Annotated in this window: 21 protein-coding genes; 9 read left to right on the top strand and 12 right to left on the bottom strand. The window is 68.7% G+C overall.

The features are described from left to right. Nucleotides 1-60 precede the first annotated feature (60 nt). Nucleotides 61-2493 (top strand): M14 family zinc carboxypeptidase, encoded by a 2433-nt coding sequence (locus BLP83_RS00435; protein WP_091237543.1) that lies wholly within the window; start codon nt 61-63, stop codon nt 2491-2493. Between the two features lie 33 nt (nt 2494-2526). Here the strand turns inward: BLP83_RS00435 and BLP83_RS00440 are convergent, their stop codons facing one another. Beyond that, complete coding sequence (locus BLP83_RS00440; RefSeq protein WP_091237545.1) at nt 2527-3111, bottom strand: HutD/Ves family protein; 585 nt, start codon at nt 3109-3111, stop codon at nt 2527-2529. Between the two features lie 218 nt (nt 3112-3329). Next, on the bottom strand, nt 3330-3629 hold the full coding sequence (locus BLP83_RS00445) for a ComEA family DNA-binding protein (RefSeq protein WP_091237548.1): 300 nt from the start codon (nt 3627-3629) through the stop codon (nt 3330-3332). A 267-nt stretch (nt 3630-3896) separates the two neighbouring features. Here BLP83_RS00445 and BLP83_RS00450 point away from each other — a divergent pair, with 267 nt between their 5' ends. The 4 genes from BLP83_RS00450 to BLP83_RS00465 all read left to right on the top strand — a co-directional run bounded on the left by BLP83_RS00450 (nt 3897) and on the right by BLP83_RS00465 (nt 6713). Beyond that, nucleotides 3897-5384: a M20 family metallopeptidase gene (locus tag BLP83_RS00450; RefSeq protein WP_091237550.1), complete on the top strand. Its 1488-nt coding sequence runs from the start codon at nt 3897-3899 to the stop codon at nt 5382-5384. Nucleotides 5385-5452: 68 nt separating this feature from the next. After that, nucleotides 5453-5701 (top strand): GlsB/YeaQ/YmgE family stress response membrane protein, encoded by a 249-nt coding sequence (locus BLP83_RS00455; RefSeq protein WP_091237552.1) that lies wholly within the window; start codon nt 5453-5455, stop codon nt 5699-5701. A 5-nt stretch (nt 5702-5706) separates the two neighbouring features. Next, on the top strand, nt 5707-6249 hold the full coding sequence (locus BLP83_RS18525) for an META domain-containing protein (RefSeq protein ID WP_091237554.1): 543 nt from the start codon (nt 5707-5709) through the stop codon (nt 6247-6249). After that, a complete protein-coding gene (locus BLP83_RS00465) occupies nt 6246-6713 on the top strand; it encodes an SET domain-containing protein (RefSeq protein WP_091237556.1) in 468 nt (155 codons plus the stop codon). The genes BLP83_RS18525 and BLP83_RS00465 overlap by 4 nt, the downstream gene beginning before the upstream one ends. A 30-nt stretch (nt 6714-6743) precedes the next feature. Here BLP83_RS00465 and BLP83_RS00470 read toward each other — a convergent pair whose 3' ends face one another. Both BLP83_RS00470 and BLP83_RS00475 read right to left on the bottom strand, forming a co-directional pair. Further along, nucleotides 6744-7583, bottom strand: a complete 840-nt coding sequence (locus BLP83_RS00470) for a hypothetical protein (RefSeq protein WP_091237558.1) — start codon at nt 7581-7583, stop codon at nt 6744-6746. 128 nt (nt 7584-7711) lie between these two features. Then, the gene (locus tag BLP83_RS00475) at nt 7712-8509 is read right to left on the bottom strand and encodes a S1/P1 nuclease (RefSeq protein WP_091237559.1); all 798 of its coding nucleotides are present in this window, start codon (nt 8507-8509) and stop codon (nt 7712-7714) included. Nucleotides 8510-8850: 341 nt separating this feature from the next. On the opposite strand from BLP83_RS00475, the gene gap reads away from it, so the two are divergent. The 3 genes from gap to BLP83_RS00490 all read left to right on the top strand — a co-directional run bounded on the left by gap (nt 8851) and on the right by BLP83_RS00490 (nt 12212). Continuing rightward, complete coding sequence (gap, locus tag BLP83_RS00480; protein WP_091237562.1) at nt 8851-9864, top strand: type I glyceraldehyde-3-phosphate dehydrogenase; 1014 nt, start codon at nt 8851-8853, stop codon at nt 9862-9864. A 407-nt stretch (nt 9865-10271) separates the two neighbouring features. Beyond that, the gene (locus BLP83_RS00485) at nt 10272-11786 is read left to right on the top strand and encodes an alpha/beta fold hydrolase (RefSeq protein ID WP_091237564.1); all 1515 of its coding nucleotides are present in this window, start codon (nt 10272-10274) and stop codon (nt 11784-11786) included. 51 nt (nt 11787-11837) lie between these two features. Continuing rightward, nucleotides 11838-12212 carry a hypothetical protein gene (locus tag BLP83_RS00490; protein WP_091237566.1) on the top strand — a complete coding sequence of 125 codons (375 nt, stop codon included), beginning with the start codon at nt 11838-11840 and terminating at the stop codon, nt 12210-12212. Nucleotides 12213-12380: 168 nt separating this feature from the next. Here the strand turns inward: BLP83_RS00490 and alaS are convergent, their stop codons facing one another. The 5 genes from alaS to tilS form a co-directional block, all read right to left on the bottom strand. Then, on the bottom strand, nt 12381-15011 hold the full coding sequence (alaS, locus tag BLP83_RS00495) for an alanine--tRNA ligase (protein WP_091237568.1): 2631 nt from the start codon (nt 15009-15011) through the stop codon (nt 12381-12383). Nucleotides 15012-15195: 184 nt separating this feature from the next. Next, nucleotides 15196-15513: a hypothetical protein gene (locus tag BLP83_RS00500; protein WP_091237569.1), complete on the bottom strand. Its 318-nt coding sequence runs from the start codon at nt 15511-15513 to the stop codon at nt 15196-15198. A 166-nt stretch (nt 15514-15679) separates the two neighbouring features. Next, nucleotides 15680-16558, bottom strand: a complete 879-nt coding sequence (locus BLP83_RS00505; RefSeq protein WP_091237571.1) for a polyprenyl synthetase family protein — start codon at nt 16556-16558, stop codon at nt 15680-15682. After that, on the bottom strand, nt 16548-16826 hold the full coding sequence (locus BLP83_RS00510) for an exodeoxyribonuclease VII small subunit (RefSeq protein WP_091237572.1): 279 nt from the start codon (nt 16824-16826) through the stop codon (nt 16548-16550). The genes BLP83_RS00505 and BLP83_RS00510 overlap by 11 nt, the downstream gene beginning before the upstream one ends. A gap of 68 nt (nt 16827-16894) precedes the next feature. Next, a complete protein-coding gene (gene tilS / locus BLP83_RS00515) occupies nt 16895-18334 on the bottom strand; it encodes a tRNA lysidine(34) synthetase TilS (RefSeq protein ID WP_091239353.1) in 1440 nt (479 codons plus the stop codon). A gap of 307 nt (nt 18335-18641) precedes the next feature. On the opposite strand from tilS, the gene coaE reads away from it, so the two are divergent. Further along, on the top strand, nt 18642-19256 hold the full coding sequence (coaE, locus tag BLP83_RS00520; RefSeq protein ID WP_091237573.1) for a dephospho-CoA kinase: 615 nt from the start codon (nt 18642-18644) through the stop codon (nt 19254-19256). An 8-nt stretch (nt 19257-19264) separates the two neighbouring features. Here coaE and BLP83_RS00525 read toward each other — a convergent pair whose 3' ends face one another. From BLP83_RS00525 to uvrA, 3 genes are read right to left on the bottom strand one after another with little or no spacing between them, the layout of a single operon-like run. Beyond that, complete coding sequence (locus BLP83_RS00525; RefSeq protein ID WP_091237574.1) at nt 19265-20299, bottom strand: patatin-like phospholipase family protein; 1035 nt, start codon at nt 20297-20299, stop codon at nt 19265-19267. Continuing rightward, nucleotides 20296-20703, bottom strand: a complete 408-nt coding sequence (locus BLP83_RS00530) for an acyl-CoA thioesterase (protein ID WP_091237576.1) — start codon at nt 20701-20703, stop codon at nt 20296-20298. Before BLP83_RS00530 ends, BLP83_RS00525 begins: the two co-directional genes overlap by 4 nt. Beyond that, nucleotides 20700-23594, bottom strand: a complete 2895-nt coding sequence (gene uvrA, locus BLP83_RS00535; protein WP_176763941.1) for an excinuclease ABC subunit UvrA — start codon at nt 23592-23594, stop codon at nt 20700-20702. Before uvrA ends, BLP83_RS00530 begins: the two co-directional genes overlap by 4 nt. Between the last annotated feature and the right edge of the window lie 315 nt (nt 23595-23909).

A 23909-nucleotide genomic window follows, 5' to 3' on the forward strand; every position in this document is an offset into this window, starting at 1 on the left:
GTGCAGACGCGAGACGGGGCGTGAAGGCACAATGAAGAACACTCTGTGCTCGGGGGAGCCATGAAGCAGAACCTGCTCGCTGCATCCTGTCTGACGGTTGTCGGACTGTCGTCTTTCGCGCCGGCGTGTGCCCATGGGCCCGGACCGGACCCCTCCAAAGGCAATGCGACTCGGCTGGAGGTGCTGCGGGTCGAAACCCGGGACGAGGCTGTGATCCGCGCGCTGGCGCTGGAGCACGGCCATCTCATCGTCGATCGCGAAAAAGGCCTGGTGATCTTCGACGCGCCGCAAGGGGGGCGCATTCCGCTGCTGGCCAAGGGCCTCAAGGTTTCGGTCGATCCGGTGCTCAGCGAGGCCCTGAACGAGTCGCAGGCGATCCTCCGTGCCAAGGGCATCAATGGGTACGCCTGCTATCGGTCCGTGGTCGAGACCAATGCGCGCATTGATGCGCTGGTCGCCGAGCATCCACAGCTGGCCAGCGTGGTCGACATCGGACCCAGCTGGGAGGCCCAAGCCGGCGTCGCCGGCGGTGGTGAACGCCTGCGCGTGCTGAAGCTCGGCAATGCGCAGATGCCCGGCCCCAAGCCTGTCCTGTTCGCGATGACCGCCGTGCATGCGCGCGAGTACACGACCGCCGAGCTTGGTCTGCGCTTCGCCGAGCGTCTGCTGGCCGGCTATGGCACTGACCCGGATGCCACCTGGGTGCTCGACCATCACGAGGTGCAACTGCTGGTGCAGTCCAATCCCGACGGCCGCAAGCGCGCTGAAACCGGGCTCTCGTGGCGCAAGAACACCAATCAGGGCTATTGCGGGGCGACCAGCAATTCGCGTGGCGCTGATCTGAATCGCAACTTTCCGTACCTGTGGGGCACCGTTTCAGGCGGCTCCAGCCCGACGCCCTGCAATGACACCTACCGGGGTCCCACACCCGCCTCCGAGCCCGAGACCCAGGCTATCGTCGGCCACGTGCGCGGCCTGTTCCCCGACCGCCGCGGCGACGGCCCGAACGCCGCCGCCCCCGACGACACGCAAGGGTTGTTTCTCGATATCCACAGCTACTCCCAACTGGTGCTGTGGCCCTGGGGATCGACCACCCAGCCGGCGCCGAACGATGCTCCACTGGTGGCCTTGGGCCGGCGCTTCGCCTGGTTCAATGGCTACACGCCGCAGCAGTCGGTGGGCCTGTACCCGACCGATGGCACGACCGACGATTTCGCCTACGGTGAGCTCGGCGTACCCGCCTACACCTTCGAGTTGGGTACGGCGTTCTTCCAGGACTGCGCCAGTTTCGAGAGCCGCATTGCGCCGGACAACCTGCAGGCCCTGATGTATGCCGCCAAGGTTGTGCGCGAGCCCTACCGGCTGCCCTTCGGCCCCGAGGCGCGCGAGCTGCGGGTCGAGCCCGATTTGCCCGTGGTGGGCGAGACGGTGCAATTGAGCGCGGTGATCGACGACAGCCGCAGCAGCACGACCGGCGGCAGCGTGCCGGTGCAGGCGATCACCGCCGCCCGCGCCTACCTCGGCGTGCCGCCCTGGCAGGCCGGCGCGCAAGCGCTGGCCTTGCAGGCAAGCGACGGCGGCTTCGATGCCACCGTCGAAGTGGTTGGCGCCGGGCTGCCCACCACCAGTGCGGGTCGGCAGCTCGTGTACGTGCAGGGCGAGGATGCCAGCGGTGCCCGCGGGCCTGTCGCTGCCGCCTTCCTGGATGTGCGCGCCGCGGACCAGGTGGCCCAGCTGGCCGGGCGTGTCACCCGGATCGTGGATGGTGCCGCGGTGGCAGGCGCCACGGTGCGCATCGGTGGCCTCGCGGTCATCGCCGACGCCGCGGGCCAGTACGCGCGCCGCGTGCCCGCAGAGGCCAGCGTGATCGAGGTGGATGCGTCCGGCTATGAGCCCCTGCGCATTGAGGGTCTGAGCCTGCAGCCCTCCGCGCTGAACACGCGGGATCTGAGGCTCTATTCCTACTGCCCTCTGCTGTCCATGGACGCCGAGCAGGGCGCGCAGGGCTGGACGGCGACGCGACCCAGCGGCGGTACGCCGCTGTGGAGCATCGTCGAAAGCTCGCCTTCGGGCGGCAGCCGCGCCTGGCACGACAGCGCGACAGGCGTCTACGCCAACAATCTGGACACCCAGCTGCTGTCGCCAGCGGTGAACCTGCAGGGCTACACCGGTCTGCACCTTCGCCTGCGCAGCTTCTGCGACACAGAGTCCGGCTACGACTTCGGCACGATCCAGGTGCGTGCGTCGGCCGCCGCCGAATGGACGACGGTCTACAGCTGCAGTGGCGACCCCGCGTGGCGGAGTCTGGACATTCCGGTGCCCCAGCTGGAGGGCGCGGCGCAGGCGCAGGTCCGTTTCCGCCTCACCAGTGATACCAGCGTGCAGCGCGACGGCTGGTATGTGGATGACATCCTGCTGGAAGGTGGTGGCCCCAGCTGTCGCGCGCAGCAGCTGCCCGTCGACCTGTTCACCGACGGCTTCGAGCTTCAGTAGGCCGCGCGCTGAGCGCGCGGCGCGTCGTCGGCGTCAACCTGCTGAGTGCGCGTCGCTGCTGCGCACCTGCACCAGCACCAGCTCGCCGCCGCCTTCGAGCAGCACGCGACCGCGCTCGCCGAACAGGAGGGCGCTGTCGCCTTGGGCGAGGTCGATGCTGAGCGAAGCCTCGCGCACGCGCGCCTGGCCGCCGGCCAGGTGCAGCAGCCAGCGTTCGCCGGCGCGCGGGAAGAACAGCATGCTGCCCAGCAGCGGGCGGGCCAGCAGCCTGGCCTCAACGGCTTCGGGGCGGAACATCAGGTTGATGACCTCGCAGGGGCCGTCGATGCATTCGGCGCGAGTGTCGGCAGCCCCCTCGAAGCGGCAGAGCGCATAAGGCGATTGCAGAGGCGCCGACGCCAAGCCATCGGTATGCAGGCGCAGGCCACCGCCGCGCTGGAGCATCAGCTCGCGCCGATACCCCGGGAAGCTCGAGAACGGTCCATCGGCCTCGATCCGCGCGAGGGAAAACCGCCAGTCCGGCGCCTCGCCCTCGCGCCAGACCTCGCGCGTGCTGCCGCCACCATTGCGCCAGGCCTGGCGTTCGTAGCGGTGTGCGGGCAGGGCGATCAGGGGCATGGCTTGGCGGCGAGCGGCGGCATGGCGCAGCAGTGTAGCGAGCGTGCCTGGGCCCTTCGATCCCACGAAAACGAAAGGCCCCGGCGAGCCGGGGCCTCTCTCCTTCCCTTGGAAGTGTCCGCCGCGCGTGCCTACGCGGCGGGCTCCCCCGGACAGACACCTCCCTGTGTCCGACCGGCGATTTGCGCTGCCGGCATCCACGCCGGGTCGCGGGGCCTTCAGCGCGCGGGGGCCGGCGCCGCCGGGGCGGCGCTGACGATGATCTTGTCGCGGTTCTTCTCGACGGTTGCGAGGCCAATGCCGCGCACTTCCGCCAGCTGGTCGGCGCTGCGGAACGGGCCGTTCTCGGTGCGGTAGGCGACGATGGCCTCGGCCTTGGCCGGGCCGACGCCGGTCAGGCTGGCGGCGAGGGTGGCGGCGTCGGCGGTGTTGATGTTGACCTTGTCGGCGGCGAAGGCCGTGGTGGCCATCAGCAGGGACAGGAACAGGGCGGCGAACAGGCTGGACAGACGATTCATGGCTTCATCCTCATGGGGTCAGATGTCGTGGAATCCCCGGCCAAGCCCCGGGGCGGCCCGGCGCAGCGGCCGGTGGAAACAGTCTCCGCATCCGGCGGCCTCGGTGGCATCGGCGCAGGGCGCCCTTGCGACTGCGACATCACGCGCGCGAAGGGTCGGAGTTTTCCTACCCCGCTCGGCCGGCCACGCCCACTGCGGCTAAACTGGCGGCCACGCGACCGGCCCTGGGCACGGCCCGCGCCACGCTTTTCGATTCGAGGAACCACCATGGATTCGCAGCAGGTCGAGCGCTTCGTCAACGGACTCTGGGACGACGAGATCGTCGGCCAGCTCGTCGAGTACATCCGCATCCCCAACAAGTCGCCGATGTTCGACGCCGACTGGGTCCAGCACGGCTACATGGAGGACGCGGTCAAGTTGATGGAGGCTTGGGCACGTCGACAGCCGGTCAAAGGCATGCGGATCGAGGTCGTGCGCCTGCCCGGCCGCACGCCGCTGATCTTCATCGAGATCGCGGGCAGCGATGCCGGCAACCCCGACACCGTGCTGCTCTACGGCCACCTCGACAAGCAGCCGGAAATGACCGGCTGGGCCGACGACCTCGGCCCCTGGAAGCCGGTGATCAAAGGCGACAAGCTGTTCGGCCGCGGCGGCGCCGACGATGGCTACGCCCTGTTCGGCTCGCTGGCCGCGATCATGGCCCTGCAGCAGCAGGGCCGGCCGCACGCGCGCTGCGTGATCCTCATCGAGGCCTGCGAGGAGTCCGGCAGCTACGACCTGCCGCACTACGTCGATCATCTGGCCCAGCGCATCGGCAAGCCCTCGCTGGTGGTCTGCCTGGACTCCGGTTGCGGCAACTACGAGCAACTGTGGTGTACCACCTCGCTGCGCGGCCTGGCTGGCGGCAATCTGAAGGTCAGCGTGCTGGAGGAAGGCGTGCACTCGGGCGATGCCTCGGGCGTGGTGCCGTCAAGTTTCCGCATCCTGCGTCAGCTGCTGTCTCGGCTCGAGGATGAAGTCAGCGGCCGCATCCGCGCCGAGGAACTCTTCGTCGAGATCCCGGCCGAGCGCATCGAGCAGGCCAAGCGCGCCGCTGGCGTGCTCGATCGCGAGATCTGGGCCAAGTTCCCCTTCCTGCCCGGCATGTCGCCGATGCACAGCGAGCTGCACGAGCTGGTGTTGAACCGCACCTGGCGTCCGGCGCTGTCGGTCACCGGCGTCGAAGGCATGCCGCCCCTGTCGAATGCCGGCAACGTGCTGCGTCCGCATACGGCGGTGAAGCTGTCCCTGCGTCTGCCGCCGACGCTGGATGGCGACAAGGCCGGCAAGGCCCTGCGCAAGCTGCTTCTCGACAACCCGCCCTACGGTGCCAAGGTCGAGTTCGAGCTGGAGAAGAGCAGCACCGGTTGGAACGCGCCCAGCCAGTCGCACTGGCTGAACCACGCCATCGAGCACGCCTCGCAGGCGGCCTTCGGCAAGCCGGCCATGTACATGGGCGAGGGTGGAACCATTCCCTTCATGGGCATGCTCGGCGAGAAGTTCCCCGGCGCGCAGTTCATGATCACCGGCGTGCTGGGCCCGCACTCGAATGCGCACGGTCCGAACGAATTCCTGCACATCCCCACCGGCAAGCGCGTCACTGCGGCGGTGGCGCATGTGATCGCCGAGCACTACGAGGCCAGCGCCCGCGGCGAGACCACCCAGGTCGGCGTGGCTTCGGGCGACACCCGCTTCGGCAACCACGGCTGCTGCTGATCGAGCCCTCAGGCCCCGGCTGCGCTCGCGCTCCGGGGCCATCCATCCACATGCAGGCGAGGTGAGTCATGAGCATTCTGTGGACGCTGCTGATCGGGTTCGTGATCGGGCTGGTGGCACGCTTCCTGAAACCCGGCCCGCAGAAGCTGGGCCTCATCCTGACCACGGTGCTCGGCATCGCCGGCGCCTTTGTCGGCAGTTTCATCGGCCAGACGCTGGGCCTGTACCAACCCGGTCAGGCGGCCGGCTTCATCATGTCGGTGATCGGCGCCATCATCGTGCTCGCCGTCTGGGGCGCGCTCAGCAAAGGAAAGTGAAAGTCGTGAACAGTCTGCGTGCTGTGTTGCTTGCTCCGCTGCTGGTCGCGCTGGCGGCCTGTGGCTTTTCCGAAACGCCGTCGCCCTCGACTGCCGAGGCTCCCGCGCCCGCAGCGCCTGCCGCGGATGTCGTGGCAGCTGCGGCGCCCGCCGTGGCGCAGGTGCTGGAGCCCGGCAAGTCCTGGGCCCTGGTCGAAGCCTCGGACGACACCTTGATGAGTGCCGCCGCCGAAGCGGGCATCTTCATCGAGGTGCAGGACGCGCGCATCGTCGGCTACGGCGGCTGCAACCGCTTCAGCGTGCCGCTGCAGCGCGGCGAGGGCAGCAGCATCAAGCTTGAGGCGGTGGTCGCCAGCAAGCGCGCCTGTGCCTCGGAGGCGCTGAACACCGCCGAGCAGACCTTCCTGCAGACCTTGGGGGCGGCCCAGAGCTTCGAGCTCCGTGAGGAGGGGTTGTACCTGCGTACCGCGGACGGCGCCGAGCTGAAGTTCAGTGCGGGTCGACCCGGTGGTGTGGAAGGCGAGGCCTCGCAGGCCGAGGGCACATGAGCCGCCGCATTCAACAGCGCCGCTCGCGCATCCACGGCAACGGCGTGTTCGCCGCCGCCGACCTTCCGGCCGGCACCCGCCTGATCGAGTACAAGGGCCTGCGCCGCACGCACGAGGACGCCGACGCGCTCTACGGCGACAGCCTCGACACCGGCCACACCTTCCTGTTCACCTTGAACGACGACTACCTGATCGACGCCAATGTCGACGGCAACGTCGCCCGCTGGATCAACCACAGCTGCGCGCCCAATTGCCAGGCCGTGCTGGAGGAAGACCCCAAGGGCGATCCGCAGCGCGATCGTGTCTTCATCGAAAGCCTGCGCGACATCAAAGTGGGCGAAGAGCTGACCTACAACTACGGCATCCGGCTGTCAGTGCCGCACACCGCCAAGCTCAAGAAGCAGTGGGCCTGCCGCTGCGGCGTGGCCGAGTGCACGGGGACGATGCTGCAGCCGAAGGGCTGAGCGTCAGCGAACGCAGGCGGCGCTGTCGCCTCAAAGCTCGATGTGATCCACCCCGCGCCAGGCGTCCAGTGCTTCCTGCACCGTCTGCAATGCGGGTGTGATCGGTTCGGCATGCAGGCGCTCGCGCTCCAGGCCTTCGACGTGGCCGAACAGGGCTTGGCGCAGGGCGTCGAGGCCGAACACGCGCTGCAGCAGGTCGGCCAGCAGGCGCTCGAATTCGCCGGGCGTGGGGCTGATGCACAGTTGATCGAACAGCGCGGACAGCGCCGCGAACAGCGACAGGGCCTCCGGGCCGAGGCCGTGGTCTTCAGGCCGGTAGTCGAGGTGGGCGCGTTCGGCGTCGGTCCAGACCCGGTAGGACAGCCGCGCCAGCGAGTGGTACAGCGGCCCGTCGCTGATCAGCGCCACCAGCAGACGCCCACGATGGGCCAGCACGCTGCCGGCGGCGCTGGTCCATTCGCCGCTGCGCAGGAAGTCGGTGAGCTTCAGCTGTTCGGCGAAGGGGGCGGCCTGCAGCTGGTCGAATATCAGCAGGCTGCGCTCGCTTTCGGAAAACGCACAGGCCTCGGTGATGCAGCGCTCGAAGGCGCGCAGGGGTGCTTCAGGGGGTGCCAGGCTGCCGTCCTCCAGCTGCACCGGCAGCAGCACGGGCGCCGGCTCGGCCTGGCTGAAGTCGTGGTAGAGCACGTGCGGATACTCGAGCGCCGCCCCCAGCGCGTTGGCGAAGGCGGTTTTGCGCCGACCCGCGCTGCCGTCCACATGCAGACAGCGCACGTGATCGATCTTCGCGGCGAACATGCAGTCCAGCGCGAAGCCGTAGTCGGTGTTGCTTTCGAAGCCGTGCAGGGCCAGTGAGCGGCGCAGGTTCATGGCGACCGGAGCATTCGCGCGACGCCCACGGAACGGGGCGGCGCGAGTCTAGCAATTGCGGCTGGACGCGCTGTCTCGCGTCGGCTGTGTCGGCAGGAAGGGCCCGACGAGTGGGGCTCGCCTGTGATTCAACGCCCCAGGTCGGCTTCCAGCACGGCAGCCAGCCGGGCGGCGGCGAGGCGCATCTGCGCTTCCGCCACCGGCCGGCTGCGCTCGACGTAGCTGCGGTCGATGAAGCGCTTCTCGGGATAGATCCGGGCGGATTCGATCAGCGCGCAGGACTGCTCGGCCCAGCGCGCGGCGGCGCCGCGGCCGACGCCGCCGTCCTCGGGCAGGGTTTCGCGGCTCAGGCGCTGCACCAGAGCAGGACGGTCCAGCTCCAGGGTGTCGACCAGCATTCCGTCCCACAGCGCGTGCAGATTCGAGCCCATGCGATTGAAGCGGATCTGGGTGTCATTGCCGCCGCGGTCGAAGCCGTAGCCGGCGTGCAGAGGCTGGTGGATGTCGCCGACGAGGTGGGTCACGAATTTCAGCGCCTCGCTGCGCTGCCCGCGCGGGCTGGAGGCATTCCTCAGCACGGCGCGCTGGGCTTCGAGCGCGGCGACGATGCACTGGCCGTCGGCGCAGTCGCGGCGGGGCCGGTAGCGGCAGTCGCCTTCGGGGAAGTTCACGAAATGCCAGCGCGCGGTGTGGCGCCAAGCCTCTTCGCTGCGGACCTCGTCGGGCCAGGTCGAGACGGCCGCCAGCGAGTTCGAGGGTTCGTTCTTGAGCAGCTCACGCACGGCAGCCAAGGCAGGCGCCGAGAGCTGTTGCTCGGCCAGCTCGCCGATGGTCTGGTGGCCCTTGAAGTTCCAGGCGGCCGCATCGGGGGGGGCTGCGAGTCCCAGCAGAATGAGGGTGACAGTGAGGCGGAACGCAGACAGCATCGGAGCTCATCGAAACAGGGTCTGGGCAGTCTGACAGGACGGACTCATCCCGTCTTCAACAGTCGGTGAACTGCCAATGCGGGACGCCGAAGCAGTGCGCTCCGCGGAACGCTTTCAGTCGCTGTCTGCGCGCAGCGCCTGCCTGTCTCAGGCTCTGGCGGCGGCTACCGCGATGCAATGGCTGTGGCTGGCCCGTGCGGCGCCGTCCGGGCCGCAGGCTACCCCACGGCAGGCGCTCGATCGAAATGTGAGGGCGCGAGCACTACACTAGCGCGCTTGGCCGGGCCCGCCCCGGCTGTATTCCCGCCCCTGGCATCCACGCCCTCACGAGGATTCAAGCAATGACGATCAAGGTCGCGATCAACGGTTATGGCCGCATCGGCCGCAATGTGCTGCGCGCGCTGTACGAGGCCAAGCGCACCAACGAGATCCAGATCGTCGCGATCAACGACCTGGGCGACGCCGAGACCAATGCCCACCTGACCCAGTACGACACCGCCCACGGCCGCTTCCCGGGCGAGGTCTCGGTCGACGGCGGTGACCTGATCGTCAACGGCGACCGCATCAAGGTCTTCGCCGAGCGCGACCCGGCCAAGCTGCCCTGGGGCGCGCACGGCGTCGACGTGGTGTTCGAGTGCACCGGCCTGTTCACCAGCAAGGCCAAGGCCGCGGCCCACATCGCCGGCGGCGCCAAGAAGGTGATCATCTCGGCGCCGGGCGGCAGCGACGTCGACGGCACCTTCGTGTTCGGCGTCAACCACGACCAGCTGAAGGCCTCGCACGAGGTCATCAGCAACGCCAGCTGCACCACCAACTGCCTGGCGCCGCTGGCCAAGGTGCTGCACGACGTGGTCGGCATCGAGCACGGCCTGATGACCACCATCCACGCCTACACCAATGACCAGGTGCTGACCGACGTCTACCACTCGGACCTGCGTCGCGCCCGCTCGGCCACGATGAGCCAGATCCCGACCAAGACCGGCGCGGCCGCCGCGGTCGGCCTGGTGCTGCCGGAGCTGAACGGCAAGCTGGACGGCTTCGCCATGCGCGTGCCGACCATCAACGTTTCGGTGGTCGACCTGTCCTTCGTGGCCAAGCGCGCGACCAGCAAGGACGAGATCGACAGCGCCGTCCGCGCCGCCGCCGAGGGGCCGCTGAAGGGCATTCTCGGCATCAACACCAAGCCGCTGGTCAGCGTGGACTTCAACCACAACCCGCACAGCTCGGTTTACGACGCCACCCAGACCCGCGTCATGCAGGGCACCCTGGTCAAGGTGCTCAGCTGGTACGACAACGAGTGGGGCTTCTCCAACCGCATGCTGGACATGGCCATCGCCCTGATGGCGGCCAAGTAAGCACCTGCAAGCGACGAACGAACGCGCGAACGCCCACCCCGAGCGGTGGGCGTTCGCGTGTCTGCGGCGCACTTGGAAGCACGCAGAAGTGGCGGCTTGCCGTAAGTGCGGTCCGTGAGGGTCTGGGCTCTGTCATGGGAGCAAGCCGCCTCCACGAAACCAGATTCCTGCTCAGCTCCGCCAAGGCCGGCTTTTTGTAGGAGCGAGCTTGCTCGCGACCCGTTCTGGCGAGAGAGGGCGCAGGCTGCGGTCGCCTGCAAGCAGGCTCCTACAGAGAGCACGAGCGGACGAATGCAGCTCTCATCACGAATAGCTGCACTGCGATATCACGCCGGGACGCTCTCAGTTGAAGCCGCGCGGGGCTGCGAATCCCAAATCCCGAATTCCCAATCCCGGCTCTTGGCGCCATGAAGAAATTCCTGATCATCGCTGTCGGTGTGCTGATGCTCGTCGTGATCGGCCTTGAGCCGGTCCTGCGCAGCTTCCGCTACGACATCGAGACGGCACAGCTCGAAGCACCTGACACTGGCCGCTTCACCCTCAGCGTCAGCTGCTGGTTTGGCGATGGCTGGCTTGAGCGCAGCGAATGCGCCTGGCTGTATCCGAGCCAGCGGGGCGAGGCGATGACCGCACTGCCTGTGGTGATCCTGCGCCACGGGCTGCTCACGCGCTCGGACACGGCGACGGTCTATTTGAGCGGCGGCCCCGGCGGCTCCAGCTATCTGTATGAGGAGGCCATGCCCTGGTGGCGCGACTGGATGCAGCAGCGCCTGGGGCTCGATCACGATCTCGTGCTCTACGACCAGCGCGGCAGCGGCTACGCGACGCCGCGCTTGTCCTGTCCCGAGTACGACACGCGCTCGCGCCAGCTGATCCTGGAGGGCGCCTCGATCGATGCGCAGTGGGAAGAAACCGCGCCCCTGCTCGAAGCCTGCGCCGCCGCGGTGCCGGAGAGCGAACGCCGCGAGGGCCTGTACTCCACCGCCACCGCGGCGCAGGACCTGCGCGAGCTGGTACGCGCCCTGCGCGAGGAGTTCGGCTACCGCGAGGTGCATCTCTACGGCGTGTCCTACGGCACGCGTCTCGCCCAGGTCGCGCTGGCCGAATCGATCGAGGGCGTCGGCCGCGTGGTGCTGGATGGCTTCTATCCGGCCGGGCTGGAACTGATGGGCCGCTTCGCCGACGACTATGCGCAGGTGCTCGCTGCCGCGCAGACGCAGTGCGAAGGGCAGGGCGGCTGTGCGGGCGGCAGCCTGCGCAGCCTGCTGGCGCAGGCGCTGGAGCGGCTGTCCGCGCAGCCTGTCGAACTCGCGCTGCCGGCCTTCGAGGAGGCAGCGGCCGCGGTCGAGGCGCAGCCTGAGACGCTGCGGCTCACGCCCGAAAACCTGTTCGCCCTGGTCGAAGCCCAGCTCACCTTCGGCCTGCCCGTGGCTGAGCTGCATGCCCTGCTGCAGCAGGCCGCGCGCGGTGAGTTCGATGCGCGTTGGGAAGAGCTCGCCGCCGACTGGGTCTACACCTTGGACGACCCCGAGTTCAGCACCCTGTTGATGGCCCTGATCGAATGCCGCGACAACCCGCCGCTGCGCCGCGAGACGGTGGCCGCATCCATCGAAGCCCATCCCGACTGGGCGGCGCTGCTCTACACGCCTGAGATCGCCTACGCGCAGTGCGGCCGACTCGGCGTACGCCCGCAGCCGCTGCGGCCCAGCGTGATCCGCCAACCCACCCTACTGCTGGCCGCCGAGTTCGATCCGCGCACGCCCACCGTGCCTGCACTCGAGCAGGCGCGGGGCTTCACCCAGCTGCAGACCCTGGTGCTGCCGCGCAGCGGGCACAGCATGACCGACCTCGATGACTGTGCTGCTGCGGCGGCGGGAGCGTTCCTGAATCGGGGGGCTGCGCCGCCGGAGCGGTGTCCGTGAGCTGGATTCCAATTTGAGATCCCCGAAAAACCCCATGAGAACCCATTCGTCATGACCCGAAACTCGCAGTTCCGTCGCAACGTTGGCTTGCTCGGAGTGGCTTGCGCGGTTAGTCCGGGCGCGGCAAGCGCGAGCAACTTCGAGGGCGCAGGGGTTCTCCTTGTGTTTGTCCTCCTACTTATTTTTGGTCCGCCAATCGTGATCGCCTGCTTGTCTCCGGCGAAGTACGCGGTGGTGGCCTTTGTGATCTCGACGACGGCCTTGCTCGGCGGTCAAGCCGCGGTGCATTACCTTGGCGGCGAGTGGATCGCCGCAATGATCGTCTACGCGATTACGCTGCTTGTCTGCGGGGCCTACGCACTCGATGAACGCGCCAAGATGATTCAGAAGGCAAAAGAAGAAGCGCCGGCGAGGCCGGACGCTTGAAGCCTGTGGACAAGGACAGGCTGTAGTACTGCAGCAGCGTTGGTGCTCAAGCCTGCTGAGTGAGGGCCGCGCGGCGGTCGGTCAAGATCCACCCTGTGCGTGGTGGTGAGGGTTAGGAGAGACGGGCCTGGAGTACGAACTTCCAGGCCACAAGCTCGAATCCAGCCTTCACACCTTCCCGCGCACGAAGCCCTCGACCTCGGCCAAGGCCGCCGCCAGCGCCGGGCCATCCTCGCCGCCGCCCTGGGCCATGTCGGGGCGGCCGCCGCCCTTGCCGTTGATCTTGGCGGCGACGAAGGACACCACGTCGCCGGCCTTGACCTTGCCCAGCGCTGCGCCAGCAACGCCGGCGGCCAGCGAGGCTTTGCCCTCGCTGCCGGTGGCGAGCAGGATCACGGCGTCGCCGAGCTTGTTCTTCAGCACGTCGACCGAGTCGCGCAGGGCCTTGGCGTCGAGGCCATCGAGGCGCGCGGCGACCAGCTTGAAGCCGCCCAGGTCGATGGCGCTGTCAGCCAGCTCGCTGGCGGCGTTCGCGGCCGACTTGGCCTTCATCTGCTCAAGGGTCTTCTCGAGCTGCTTCTGGCGGTCCAGCAGCTGGCGCAGCTTGGCGCCGACTTCGGCCTTCGACGCACCGACCAGCTCGGCGATCTCGCCGAGGCGCTGTTCTTCCTCGCGCACGTGCGCCAGCGCGCCTTCGCCGGTGACCGCCTCGATGCGGCGTACGCCGGCAGCCACGCCGCCTTCGGAGAGGATCTTGAACAGGCCGATGTCGCCGGTGCGCTGCACGTGGGTGCCGCCGCAGAGCTCGGTGGAGAACTCGCCCATGCGCAGCACGCGCACGCGGTCGCCATACTTTTCGCCGAACAAGGCCATGGCGCCGAAGTCCAAGGCCTCCTGCATGCCCATGTGGTGCACTTCGGCGGCGACGTTGCGGCGCACCTCCGCGTTGACCATGTCCTCGATGGTCTTCAGCTCATTGGCGCTCAGCGCTTGGAAGTGGCTGAAGTCGAAGCGCAGGCGGTCGGGCGCGACCAGCGAGCCCTTCTGCTGCACATGGGTGCCGAGCACGCTGCGCAGGGCGGCGTGCAGCAGGTGGGTGGCGCTGTGGTTCAGCACGGTCGACTGCCGGCGCGCGGAGTCCACGCGCGCGGCCAGCACGTCTCCGACCTTGAGGCTGCCGCTGCTGACGTGGCCGACATGGCCGTGGAAGACGCCGGCCAGCTTCTGGGTGTCGCGCACTTCGAAGCGGGCGCCGCCGGCGCTGAGCTGGCCGTGGTCGCCGACCTGGCCGCCGCTCTCGGCGTAGAAGGGCGTGCGGTCGAGAATCAGGATGCCGTGCTCGCCTTCGTTCAGAGCCTGCACGGACGCGCCCTCGCGCAGCAGAGCGATCACCTTGAGCTGTTCGCTTTCCAGATCCTCGTAGCCGACGAACTCGGTCGGCGAGAGGCTGGCGACGATGTCGGCCGACAGCGTGCCGGCGGAGGCGAACTTGCTCGCCGCACGCGCCTGCTCGCGCTGCTTCTCCATCGCCGCCTCGAAGCCGGCCATGTCGACGCCCATGCCGCGCTCGCGGGCCATGTCGGCGGTGAGGTCGACAGGAAAACCATACGTGTCGTACAGGCGGAAGGCGTCAGCGCCGGGGATCTCGCCGCTGCTGCGGGCTGCGACCTCGTCGAAGATGCGCATGCCCTGGTCCAGGGTCTCTGCAAAGCGTTCTTCCTCGGCGCGCAGGGCGGCCTCGACCATCGCCTGCTTCTCGCGCAGCTCGGGGTAGGCCTCGCCCATCTGCTCGACCAGGGCCGCCACCATCCTGTGGAAGAAGCTGCCGCGCACGCCCAGCATCCAGCCGTGGCGGAGCGCGCGGCGGATGATCCGGCGCAGCACGTAGCCGCGGCCTTCGTTGCTGGGCAGCACGCCGTCGACGATCAGGAAGCTGCAGGCGCGGATGTGGTCGGCGATCACGCGCAGGGATTTGTTCTCCAGATCAGCCGTGGCGGTGAGCTCGGCAGCGCGGCGGATCAGGGCCTGGAACAGGTCGATCTCGTAGTTCGAGTGCACGTGCTGCAGCACTGCGGCGATGCGCTCCAGGCCCATGCCGGTGTCGACGCAGGGTGCCGGCAGCGGCAGCAGGCTGCCATCGGGCTGGCGGTCGAACTGCATGAAGACGTTGTTCCAGATCTCGATGAAACGGTCGCCGTCTTCATCAGGGCTGCCCGGGGGGCCGCCGGCGATGTGCGCGCCGTGGTCGTAGAAGATCTCGGTGCAGGGGCCGCAGGGGCCGGTGTCGGCCATCTGCCAGAAGTTGTCCGAGGCATACGGCGCGCCCTTGTTGTCGCCGATGCGGATGATGCGGTCCTCGGGCACGCCGGCGACATCGCGCCAGATCGCGAAGGCCTCGTCGTCGGTGTGGTAGACGGTGACCAGCAGCTTCTCTTTCGGCAGCTTCCAGACCTCGGTCAGCAGCTCCCACGCATAGGCGATCGCATCGCGCTTGAAGTAGTCGCCGAAGCTGAAGTTGCCCAGCATCTCGAAGAAGGTGTGGTGGCGGGCGGTATAGCCGACCTGGTCGAGGTCGTTGTGCTTGCCGCCGGCGCGAACGCAGCGCTGGCTGGAGACCGCGCGCTTGTAGCTGCGTTTCTCGCCGCCGAGGAACACATCCTTGAACTGCACCATGCCGGCATTGGTGAACAGCAGGGTGGGATCGTTGCCCGGCACCAGCGAGCTGGACGCCACCACGGCGTGGCCCTTGGACTTGAAGAAATCGAGGAAGTCCTGGCGGATCTGGTTGCTGGTTTTCATGGGGGCGGGCGGCGGGCACAAGGCGGGCGAAGGACCCTGAATGATGCCGCATGCTGCGCTGCGGTGCCATGCAGGCGCTGGCCTCAAGCCGCGTCGCCGCGGGCTGCCGGACGGCGAGTGGGCAGGGCACGGAAACACAAAGGCCGGGCATCGGCCCGGCCTTTCGGCATCAGCTGCGCGCGGCTCAGAAGCCGCGGCCGATCGACGGGTCGAGTCGGGTCAGGGCTTCGCTGACCGTGGTGGCGCCGGTGCGATCGAGATCCTCGCGGGAGTAAACCCGGCCCGCGGAGCTGCAGCTGCCGCGCTGGCGCTTGATGCGGCTGGCGGTGGCGTCGGGGCAGAATCGATCGAGTCGGGCGCGACGGGCGTCGGCCTCGGAGGCGGCGACGGCCGTGGTCGCATCGGCACTGTCTTCGGGCGGGGCCTTGGGCTCGGCGGCCCACAGGCTTCCGGCGGCCAGCAGCAGGGAAAGGGTGGAGGCAAGAATCAGCGAAGGCTTCATGGGCAATCTCCTCGACGGACAAGGCGCGCGTCAGGGCTGAAAACTGCGCCCGCGCACGCGTGCGGTCAAGTGCCGCATCGAGCCGATGGCTGGCGCAGGCCGTCCGCGTTCGTGCAGCGCTCAGCTTGCTGAATGGGCAGGTGCGATGCTTCGACCGGTCCTTGGCTCAGCTCGACCGACGCAGGGTCAGCTCGGCCAGGGCCTCCAGCTCTGGCGCCGGCTGCGGCAGGCGCGACAGCGCTGCGCGCATGGTTTCGCCTTGCGCTTCCAGCGCAGCGCGGGCGCCCTCCACGCCCAGCAGGGCGGGGTAGGTGGGCTTGCCCTGTTCGGCGTCCTTGCCGGGCGTTTTGCCGAGTTCCTCGGCGCTACCCTCGATGTCCAGCAGGTCGTCGCGGATCTGGAAGGCAAGGCCCAAGGCCGATGCATAGGCATCCAGCGTCGCCAGCGTGGCGGCTTCGGCGCCGGCGCAGAGCGCGCCCATGCGCACGGCGGCGCGGATCAGCGCGCCGGTCTTGAGCGCATGCATGCGCTTGAGCTGATCGAGAGTCTGTTCGCCGCCGGTGACGGCGAGGTCCAGCGCCTGGCCGCCGCACATGCCGGCGGCGCCGCTGGCGCGGGCCAGCGTGGCCAGCAGTTCGACGCGGATGGCGGGCTCTACCGGCGCCTGCGTCAGCACCTCGAAGGCCAGGGCCTGCAGGGCATCGCCTGCGAGGATGGCGGTGGCCTCGTCGAAGGCGATGTGCACGGTCGGTCGACCGCGGCGCAGGCTGTCGTCGTCCATCGCCGGCAGATCGTCGTGCACCAGCGAGTAGGCGTGGATGAACTCCACCGCCGCCGCAGCGTGATCGAGGATCGGCTCGCTGGCGCCGCAGCTCAGGCCGCTGGCGTAGACCAGCAGCGGACGCATGCGCTTGCCGCCGCCGAGGCTGGCGTAGCGCATGGCCTCGTGCAGTCGGCGCGGCTCGTCGGTGGGGTTGGGCAGCAGCCCGGCGAGGACGGATTCGCTGCGCTCGGCCCAGGCGCGCAGCCGGGCCTCAGGGCGCATCGGTGGCGAAGGGCTGGGCGCTGTCCGGATCGTCAGGGTCACTGAGCAGGCGCACCCGCAGCTCGGCCTGATCCAGCGCGGTCTGGCAACTGCGGAACAGGGCGATGCCGCGCTCGTAGGCCTTGAGCGACTCATCGAGGCTGAGGTCGCCCTTCTCCAGACGCTGCACCAGGCTTTCCAGTTCGTCGAGCGAACGCTCGAAGCCGGCAACGGCACTGCCGTCGGTCGAGGCTTCAGGGGCAGGAGCGGCGGGGTCGGGCGTAGACATACGCGGGAGTGTGCCGAAGCCCTGCGAGCGCGGTCAATGTGAGGAAAGTCCAGCGCTTGTGCCTCGGGTCACGCGCGCAGACCGCGGTGATGACTCGGGTGGGCAGCCGGGCGCGACGGGCGGCTGCCTGCAGCACTGGGCCTGCGGACCATGGCCAGGTCGTCGACGCCGGCGATCGACGACTGTCCGTTGGGGCCCAGCCAGCGCAGGCACAGGCCGTTTGCCGACAGCGCGGCGCGCAAGTCCTCGCGCAGCAGCAGATCGCCCACGGCGACCAGCTCGCCCTCGGCGTTCCACAGGAAGGGCAGATGCGGACGCAGCCACGGCGGCACGCCCAAGGACTGCAGCAAGGTCTTCACGCACTGGCTGGGGCGCTGCGGGGAAAGACGGATGCGCTCACCACCCTGCCTCGCGCGCAGCTGCAGTGCACGCGGCAGCCGCGCATCGGGCTGGACTTCGCCGAGGCCATTGCAGAGCGCGATCGCGTGACCGTCGGGCAGTGCGACTGGACCGCCGCCCTGCCATGCGACATCGAGATCGATCGGCAGTGGCCGCAGTTCGGGCAGCAGGTGGAGCGCGTCACGCCAGGCACGCAGTCGATGCTCGCGCCAGCGCGCTTCGGCCTCGCTGTCGGCGCGTGCATGTAGAAGCTCGCGCTCGATCTGCGCCATCACGCCGGGCGGCGGCAGCGCACAGCCCAGCGCCTGCAGCCAGGCGCGCAGCACGCGTGCGCGGCGCGCAGGTTCCCAAGCCCGCAGCACCTGCAGGTCCAGCGCGCGCGGATCGAGCAGTTGGGCGCGCGCGAGATCGATGGCGTCGAGCGACGCAAGCCGCGCATCCGCCTGCGCGCTCAAACCTGCTGACAGCGCCAGCGTCTCCGCCGCGTGAGGCCAGCGTTGGCGCAAGAGAGGCAACACGGCATGGCGCAGGAAGTTGCGATCGTGGCGCGGGTCAAGATTGCTGGGGTCGTCGATCCAGCGCAGGCCGCGCACGCGGGCGAAGTGCTCGAGCGCGCTGCGCGGTGCGCCCAACAGCGGTCGCCACAACCAGCCGGTTCCGAAGCGGCGCAACGCGCGCATGCCGCCCAAGCCGCGCTCGCCGGCGCCGCGCAGGGCGCGCAGCAGGAAGGTCTCGGCCTGGTCGTCCTGGTGGTGGGCCATCACCAGCACCTCACCCGGGCACAGCGCGGCCTGCAGCGCGGCGTGGCGGGCGCGGCGCGCGCGCTCTTCGAGCCCGCCGCTGCCGCTCGGCACCTCCGCGCGCAGCAGGCTGATGTCGAGGCCAAGGCCGAGGGCGTCGCGACGGCAGTGCTCTGCCCAGCGCGCCGAATCCGCATGCAGGCCGTGGTCGACATGCAGCACGCGCAGGCCGCGGGCGCGCGCCCAGTCGGCTTCGGCCAGGAGTTGCAGCAGCACGCGTGAGTCGAGCCCACCGCTGAAGGCCACGGCAAGGCCTGCTTCGGGCGGTAGGGCGCGGGCATTGAGGTCGATGGCGTGGGGGGCGGGCATGCGCGGCATGGTAGCGAAGCGCAGTCCATGCGCCGGTCTGCATACGTTTGATCAGTACGTGCGGGAGCACCAGCCCCCACAGCGAAGACATCCGCAAGCGCGGCAGCGGACGGTTGCTTGCGGTCGCTCCGTCGACGGGACGAAGAGCCGCGACCGCGTTCGCCGTTGGCCCCGCGAAGGCAGGGGGCAGTGGTCGTGCCTAGTAGACTGGGCGCCTCATCCTCGGGATGAAGACCTTCAAGCCGCGGCGCGACGACGCCTGCAGGCCTTCGTCCACGCGACGCCCCCAATACCCTGCAGGCCATCCATGCGTGCATCGCCCCACATCGTCGCCGTCACCGGCGGCATTGCCTCCGGCAAGTCGGCCGTCACCGCGCGCTTCGAGCAGCTCGGTGTGCCGGTCATTGATGCCGACCTGATCGCCCGCGAGCTGGTCGAGCCCGGCGAGGCCGCGCTGGCCGAGATCGTGCAGCGCTTTGGTGCCGTCGTGCTCGATGCCGACGGCCGGCTGGATCGGCGCCAGCTGCGCCAGCGCATCTTCAGCGACGCCGGGGCGCGTCGCGATCTCGAAGCCATCCTGCACCCGCGCATCCGCGAACGCATGCACGAGCGCGCGCTTGCTGCCGATGCGCCCTATGTGGTCCTGGCGATCCCGCTGCTGACGGCGAGCAGCCGCTATCCCTTCATCGACCGTGTGCTGGTCGTCGATGTGCCCGAATCCGTGCAGATCGAGCGGCTGACGCGGCGTGACGGTGTGGATGACGCTGACGCGCGCGCCGCGCTGGCTGCGCAGATCCGTCGCAGCGAGCGGCTGGCGCTGGCCGATGACGTGGTCGACAACAGCGGCAGCCTGGAGGCTCTGTCCACGGCGGTCGATGCGCTGCATGCGCGCTATCTGGAACTGGCGGCGGCGCGTTGTTAGCGCGGGTGCTACAGGTACTCGCTGCGCACGTCGACGCTGTCGCGCACGCCGAGCGCTTCGAAGTTGGCCTCCAGCCATTCCCGCGCCACCTGACGGCCGCTGTCGCGCAGGCCGAGCAGGAAGCGGCGGTCGGGGCTCAGCTTGCTGGAGACATCAAGCGTAGCCATCAGCGCATCGGCGCGAATCGCATGCAGGTGGATGCGCTTCAGGCGGTCCTCGAACTCCGGCTTGAGCCAGCCCTCGTCCTTCAGCTTGGCGACGAAGGCGACCGCGCGCATCTCGCGCATCAGTGAGGCGTTGAAGCTGATCTCGTTGACCCGATTGGCGATCTCCATCGGCGAACGCGGCGTCTGCTCGCGCACGATCGGGTTGATGTGCACGATCAGGATGTCCGGGCTCGCGGTTTCGTAGAACAGCGGGAACAGCACGGGGTTGCCCATGTAGCCGCCGTCCCAGTAGGGCTCGCCGTCGATCTCCACCGCCTGGAACAGCTGCGGCAGGCAGGTCGAAGCGAGCAGGGCGTCGACGCTCATCTCGGCGTTGTGGAACACCTTGACCCGACCGCTGCGCACGGCCGTGGCGCCCACGAAGAGCCTGAGGCAGCCGGGCGCGCGCAGGGCCTCGAAATCGATGCGCCGGCCGAGCACCTCGCGCAGCGGATTGAAATCGAAGGGATTGAACTGGTAGGGCGAGAGCAGGCGTGTCCAGGTCTCGAAGGCGGCGAAGCCGACGCTGCGCGCCCAGCTCTCGAAGGCCGGCGGCAGAGGTAGCGTCGGGCGCGTCGGGCTGAACAGCAGGCCGCTGGCGGCGACATCGCTCCAGAAGCCATCCAGCGCCTCGCGCGCGCCATCGATACCTCCGCGCAGCAGGCCATCGGCCAGCACCGCCGCATTCATCGCGCCGGCGCTGGTGCCGCTCAGGCCCTCGAACTCGATGCGGCCGTCCTCCAGCAGGGCGTCCAGCACGCCCCAGGTGAAGGCGCCATGCGCACCGCCACCCTGGAGGGCGAGATTGATCCGGCGCGCGCGGGGCTTCGCGCTCACCCGGTGGCCGCGCGCACGAAGCCGGGCAACGCCATCGAGGCGCCGCGACGGTCCACCCAGACCAGCACGGTGTGGCCGTCGGCGTAGAGCAGGTCGTCCTGGGTCGCGCTTTCGATGCGGTGGCTGAGGGTCAGGCTCTTGCCGCCGATGCGCTCGGCGCCCATCACGACGCGCAGGCGCTCGGGCCAGCCGATCGGGCGCCGGTAGTTCATCTGCGCGGCGGCCAGGATCGGCGCGCAGTCGGGGTTGCTCCAGTCCGGGCTGATCTCCTTGAACCAGAGCACGCGGGCTTCCTCGATGTAGCGCAGGTAGCTGGCATTGTTGACGTGGTTGAAGGCGTCCATGTCGCCCCAGCGCACGTCCATCTCGATCTCGAACACGGTCTTCATCGGCGTCTCGTTCATGCCAGCTTCCTGCGGCCGCGCTGCATCGGTTTGGCTTCGCCCACGCCCTCGGTCTTCGCGGGCTTCAAGCTGGGCAGCAGCTTCTTCAGGAACACGCCGGTATGCGAAGCCGGATTGGCAGCGACGGCCTCGGGCGTGCCCTCGGCGATGATCTGGCCGCCGCGGTGGCCGCCCTCGGGGCCGAGGTCGATGATCCAGTCGGCGGTCTTGATGACATCGAGGTTGTGCTCGATCACCACCACGGTGTTCCCGTGCTCGCGCAGGCGGTGCAGCACGCCCAGCAGCAGCTCGATGTCGTGGAAATGCAGGCCGGTGGTGGGTTCGTCGAGGATGTACAGGGTATTGCCGGTATCGCGCTTGGCCAGCTCCCTCGACAGTTTGACGCGCTGCGCCTCGCCGCCCGACAGCGTGGTCGCCTGCTGGCCGAGCTTGATGTAGGACAGGCCGACCTGCATCAGCGTCTCCAGCTTGCGGGCGATCGTCTGCACCGGCTCGAACAGCTTGAGCGCGTCCTCGACGGTCATCTCCAGGACGTCGTGGATGGTGTGGCCCTTGTAGGTGATCTCCAGCGTCTCTCGGTTGTAGCGGCGGCCCTGACAGACATCGCAGGGCACGTAGACGTCGGGCAGGAAGTGCATCTCGACCTTGATCATGCCGTCGCCCTGGCAGGCCTCGCAGCGTCCACCCTTGACGTTGAAGCTGAAGCGCCCGGCCGTGTAGCCGCGGGCGCGCGCCTCCGGCACCTGGGCGAACAGTTCGCGCAAGGGCGTGAACAGACCGGTGTAGGTCGCGGGGTTGGAGCGCGGGGTGCGCCCGATCGGGCTCTGGTCGATGTCGACGACCTTGTCGAACTGCTCCAGCCCCTGGATCTCGCGGAAGGCCTCGGGCGTGTGGCTGGCATCGTTCAATCGATTCGCCGCCAGCCGGAAGAGCGTGTCGTTGATCAGGGTCGACTTGCCCGAGCCCGAGACGCCGGTGATGCAGGTCAGGAGACCAGCCGGCAGGTTCAGGTCGACATTCTTGAGGTTGTTGCCGGTGGCGCCGAGCAGGCGCAGCCAGCGCTTGGCATCCGGCGCCTTGCGTACTGCCGGTACTTCGATCGCACGCCGTCCGGACAGATAGGCCGCAGTGAGCGAGCGCTCGGACTTCAGCACATCCTTGAGCGTGCCCTGGGCGACGATCTCGCCGCCGTGCACGCCGGCGCCGGGGCCGATGTCGAGGATGTGGTCGGCGAGTCGGATGGCGTCCTCGTCGTGCTCCACCACGATCACCGTGTTGCCGAGATCGCGCAGGCGGGTCAGCGTGCCGAGCAGGCGCTCGTTGTCGCGCTGGTGCAGGCCGATCGAAGGCTCATCCAGCACATACATCACGCCGACCAGGCCGGCGCCGATCTGGCTGGCCAATCGGATGCGCTGCGCTTCGCCGCCTGAGAGTGAATCGGCCTGTCGGTCGAGGGTCAGATAGTCGAGGCCGACATCGACCAGGAAGCGCAGGCGTTCGCGGATCTCCTTGACGATCTTGGTGGCGATCTCGCCGCGCCAGCCGGGCAGGGCCAGCTGCTCGAAGAAGGCCATGGAGGCGTCGATCGACAGCGCGCTCAGCTCAGGCAGCGTGCGCTCGGCCACGAACACGTGGCGCGCGGGGCGGTTCAGGCGCTGGCCCGCGCACTCGGGGCAGGGGCGGTTGCTGATGTACTTCGACAGCTCCTCGCGGACCATCTGCGACTCGGTCTCGCGGTAGCGCCGCTGCAGGTTGTTGACGATGCCCTCGAAGCGGTGGATGCGGGTCTGGCTGCGGCCGTTCTCGCCGGGGTAGCTGAACTTGATTTCCTCCTTGCCGCTGCCGTACAGCACCGCCTGCTGGACCGGTTCGGGCAGGCGCGAGAAGGCGATGTCGACGCTGAACCCATAGTGCTTGGCCAGCGAGTTCAGCATGGCGAAGTAGTACGGGTTGCGCCGGTCCCAGCCGCGGATCGCGCCGGCGGCAAGGCTGAGTTCCGGGTGCGCGACGATGCGTGCGGGGTCGAAGAACTGGGTGACGCCGAGGCCATCGCAGCTCTGGCAGGCGCCGATGGGCGAGTTGAAGGAGAACAGCCGCGGCTCCAGCTCGGACAGCGAGTAGTCGCAGACCGGGCAGGAGAAGCGCGAGGAGAACAGCACCTCGGCAGCGTTCGCGTCATCCATGTCGACCAGCTTGACCAAGCCGTCGCCGAGCTTGAGTGCGGTCTCGAAACTCTCGGCCAGCCGCTGCTTGAGATCCGGGCGCGGCCGGAAGCGGTCGATCACCGCTTCGATGGTGTGCTTGTTGCGCAGGCCGAGCTTGGGCACCTCGTCGATCTCGTGGACGGTGCCATTGACCCGCACGCGCACCAGGCCCTGCGCGCGCAGCAGCTCGAACACCTGCACGTGCTCGCCCTTGCGCTCGCGCACCACCGGCGCCAGCAGCATGTAGCGCTGGCTTTCCGGCAGGGCGATCGCGGCATCGACCATCTGGCTGACGGTCTGCGCTTCCAGAGGGTGGCCGTGGTCCGGGCAGCGCGGCGTGCCGACGCGGGCGAACAGCAGACGCAGGTAGTCGTGGATCTCGGTGATGGTGCCGACGGTCGAACGCGGGTTGTGCGAGGTCGACTTCTGCTCGATCGAGATCGCCGGCGACAGGCCCTCGATGTGGTCGATGTCCGGCTTCTCCATCATCGACAGGAACTGCCGCGCGTACGAGGACAGCGACTCGACGTAGCGCCGCTGGCCCTCGGCATAGATGGTGTCGAAGGCCAGCGAGCTCTTGCCCGAACCGGACAGGCCGGTGATCACGATCAGCTTGTCGCGCGGCAGCTCAAGGCTGAGGTTCTTCAGGTTGTGCGTGCGCGCGCCGCGGATGCGGATGGTGTTCATGGCGGGCCGGGGAGGGCGAGGGAAGCCGGTCATTGTAGGCGGGGGGTGTGAGGACGGTGGCAGGGGCGGTGCCTGGGCCCGGGATTCGGGATTGGGGATTCGTCAGGGCGGGCACGGCGGGGCTTGGGCCCGTGCGCCGTGTGAATGCGGCGACCTTGGGCTCTGGCTGCTGTCATCGTGATGTCAGTAAGGCGGGGTGCCCCCGCCCGGGATTGGGGATTGGGGATTCGGGATTCGCGAGCGCGCGCTAGTCGAGCATCAGGTTCTCCGTAGCGTCTGCCCCCGACGATCTCGTATCGATTGCCCTTGGCGCGC

This window comes from Aquimonas voraii, from assembly GCF_900101825.1.
GTDB classification, from domain to species: Bacteria; Pseudomonadota; Gammaproteobacteria; order Xanthomonadales; family Xanthomonadaceae; genus Aquimonas; species Aquimonas voraii.

Excerpts from the sequence above, each read along its gene's own strand:
- BLP83_RS00505 (WP_091237571.1), bottom strand. The coding sequence starts at position 16,558 with ATGCGCCCTGAGGCCCGGCTGCGCGCCTGGGCCGAGCGCAGCGAATCC.
- BLP83_RS00440 (WP_091237545.1), bottom strand. The coding sequence starts at position 3,111 with ATGCCCCTGATCGCCCTGCCCGCACACCGCTACGAACGCCAGGCCTGG.
- BLP83_RS00455 (WP_091237552.1), top strand. The coding sequence starts at position 5,453 with ATGAGCATTCTGTGGACGCTGCTGATCGGGTTCGTGATCGGGCTGGTG.
- tilS (WP_091239353.1), bottom strand. The coding sequence starts at position 18,334 with ATGCCCGCCCCCCACGCCATCGACCTCAATGCCCGCGCCCTACCGCCC.
- gap (WP_091237562.1), top strand. The coding sequence starts at position 8,851 with ATGACGATCAAGGTCGCGATCAACGGTTATGGCCGCATCGGCCGCAAT.
- BLP83_RS00485 (WP_091237564.1), top strand. The coding sequence starts at position 10,272 with ATGAAGAAATTCCTGATCATCGCTGTCGGTGTGCTGATGCTCGTCGTG.
- BLP83_RS00500 (WP_091237569.1), bottom strand. The coding sequence starts at position 15,513 with ATGAAGCCTTCGCTGATTCTTGCCTCCACCCTTTCCCTGCTGCTGGCC.
- BLP83_RS00475 (WP_091237559.1), bottom strand. The coding sequence starts at position 8,509 with ATGCTGTCTGCGTTCCGCCTCACTGTCACCCTCATTCTGCTGGGACTC.
- uvrA (WP_176763941.1), bottom strand. The coding sequence starts at position 23,594 with ATGAACACCATCCGCATCCGCGGCGCGCGCACGCACAACCTGAAGAAC.
- BLP83_RS00465 (WP_091237556.1), top strand. The coding sequence starts at position 6,246 with ATGAGCCGCCGCATTCAACAGCGCCGCTCGCGCATCCACGGCAACGGC.
- BLP83_RS00445 (WP_091237548.1), bottom strand. The coding sequence starts at position 3,629 with ATGAATCGTCTGTCCAGCCTGTTCGCCGCCCTGTTCCTGTCCCTGCTG.
- BLP83_RS00490 (WP_091237566.1), top strand. The coding sequence starts at position 11,838 with ATGACCCGAAACTCGCAGTTCCGTCGCAACGTTGGCTTGCTCGGAGTG.
- coaE (WP_091237573.1), top strand. The coding sequence starts at position 18,642 with ATGCGTGCATCGCCCCACATCGTCGCCGTCACCGGCGGCATTGCCTCC.
- BLP83_RS00530 (WP_091237576.1), bottom strand. The coding sequence starts at position 20,703 with ATGAACGAGACGCCGATGAAGACCGTGTTCGAGATCGAGATGGACGTG.
- BLP83_RS00470 (WP_091237558.1), bottom strand. The coding sequence starts at position 7,583 with ATGAACCTGCGCCGCTCACTGGCCCTGCACGGCTTCGAAAGCAACACC.
- alaS (WP_091237568.1), bottom strand. The coding sequence starts at position 15,011 with ATGAAAACCAGCAACCAGATCCGCCAGGACTTCCTCGATTTCTTCAAG.
- BLP83_RS00435 (WP_091237543.1), top strand. The coding sequence starts at position 61 with ATGAAGCAGAACCTGCTCGCTGCATCCTGTCTGACGGTTGTCGGACTG.
- BLP83_RS00510 (WP_091237572.1), bottom strand. The coding sequence starts at position 16,826 with ATGTCTACGCCCGACCCCGCCGCTCCTGCCCCTGAAGCCTCGACCGAC.
- BLP83_RS00450 (WP_091237550.1), top strand. The coding sequence starts at position 3,897 with ATGGATTCGCAGCAGGTCGAGCGCTTCGTCAACGGACTCTGGGACGAC.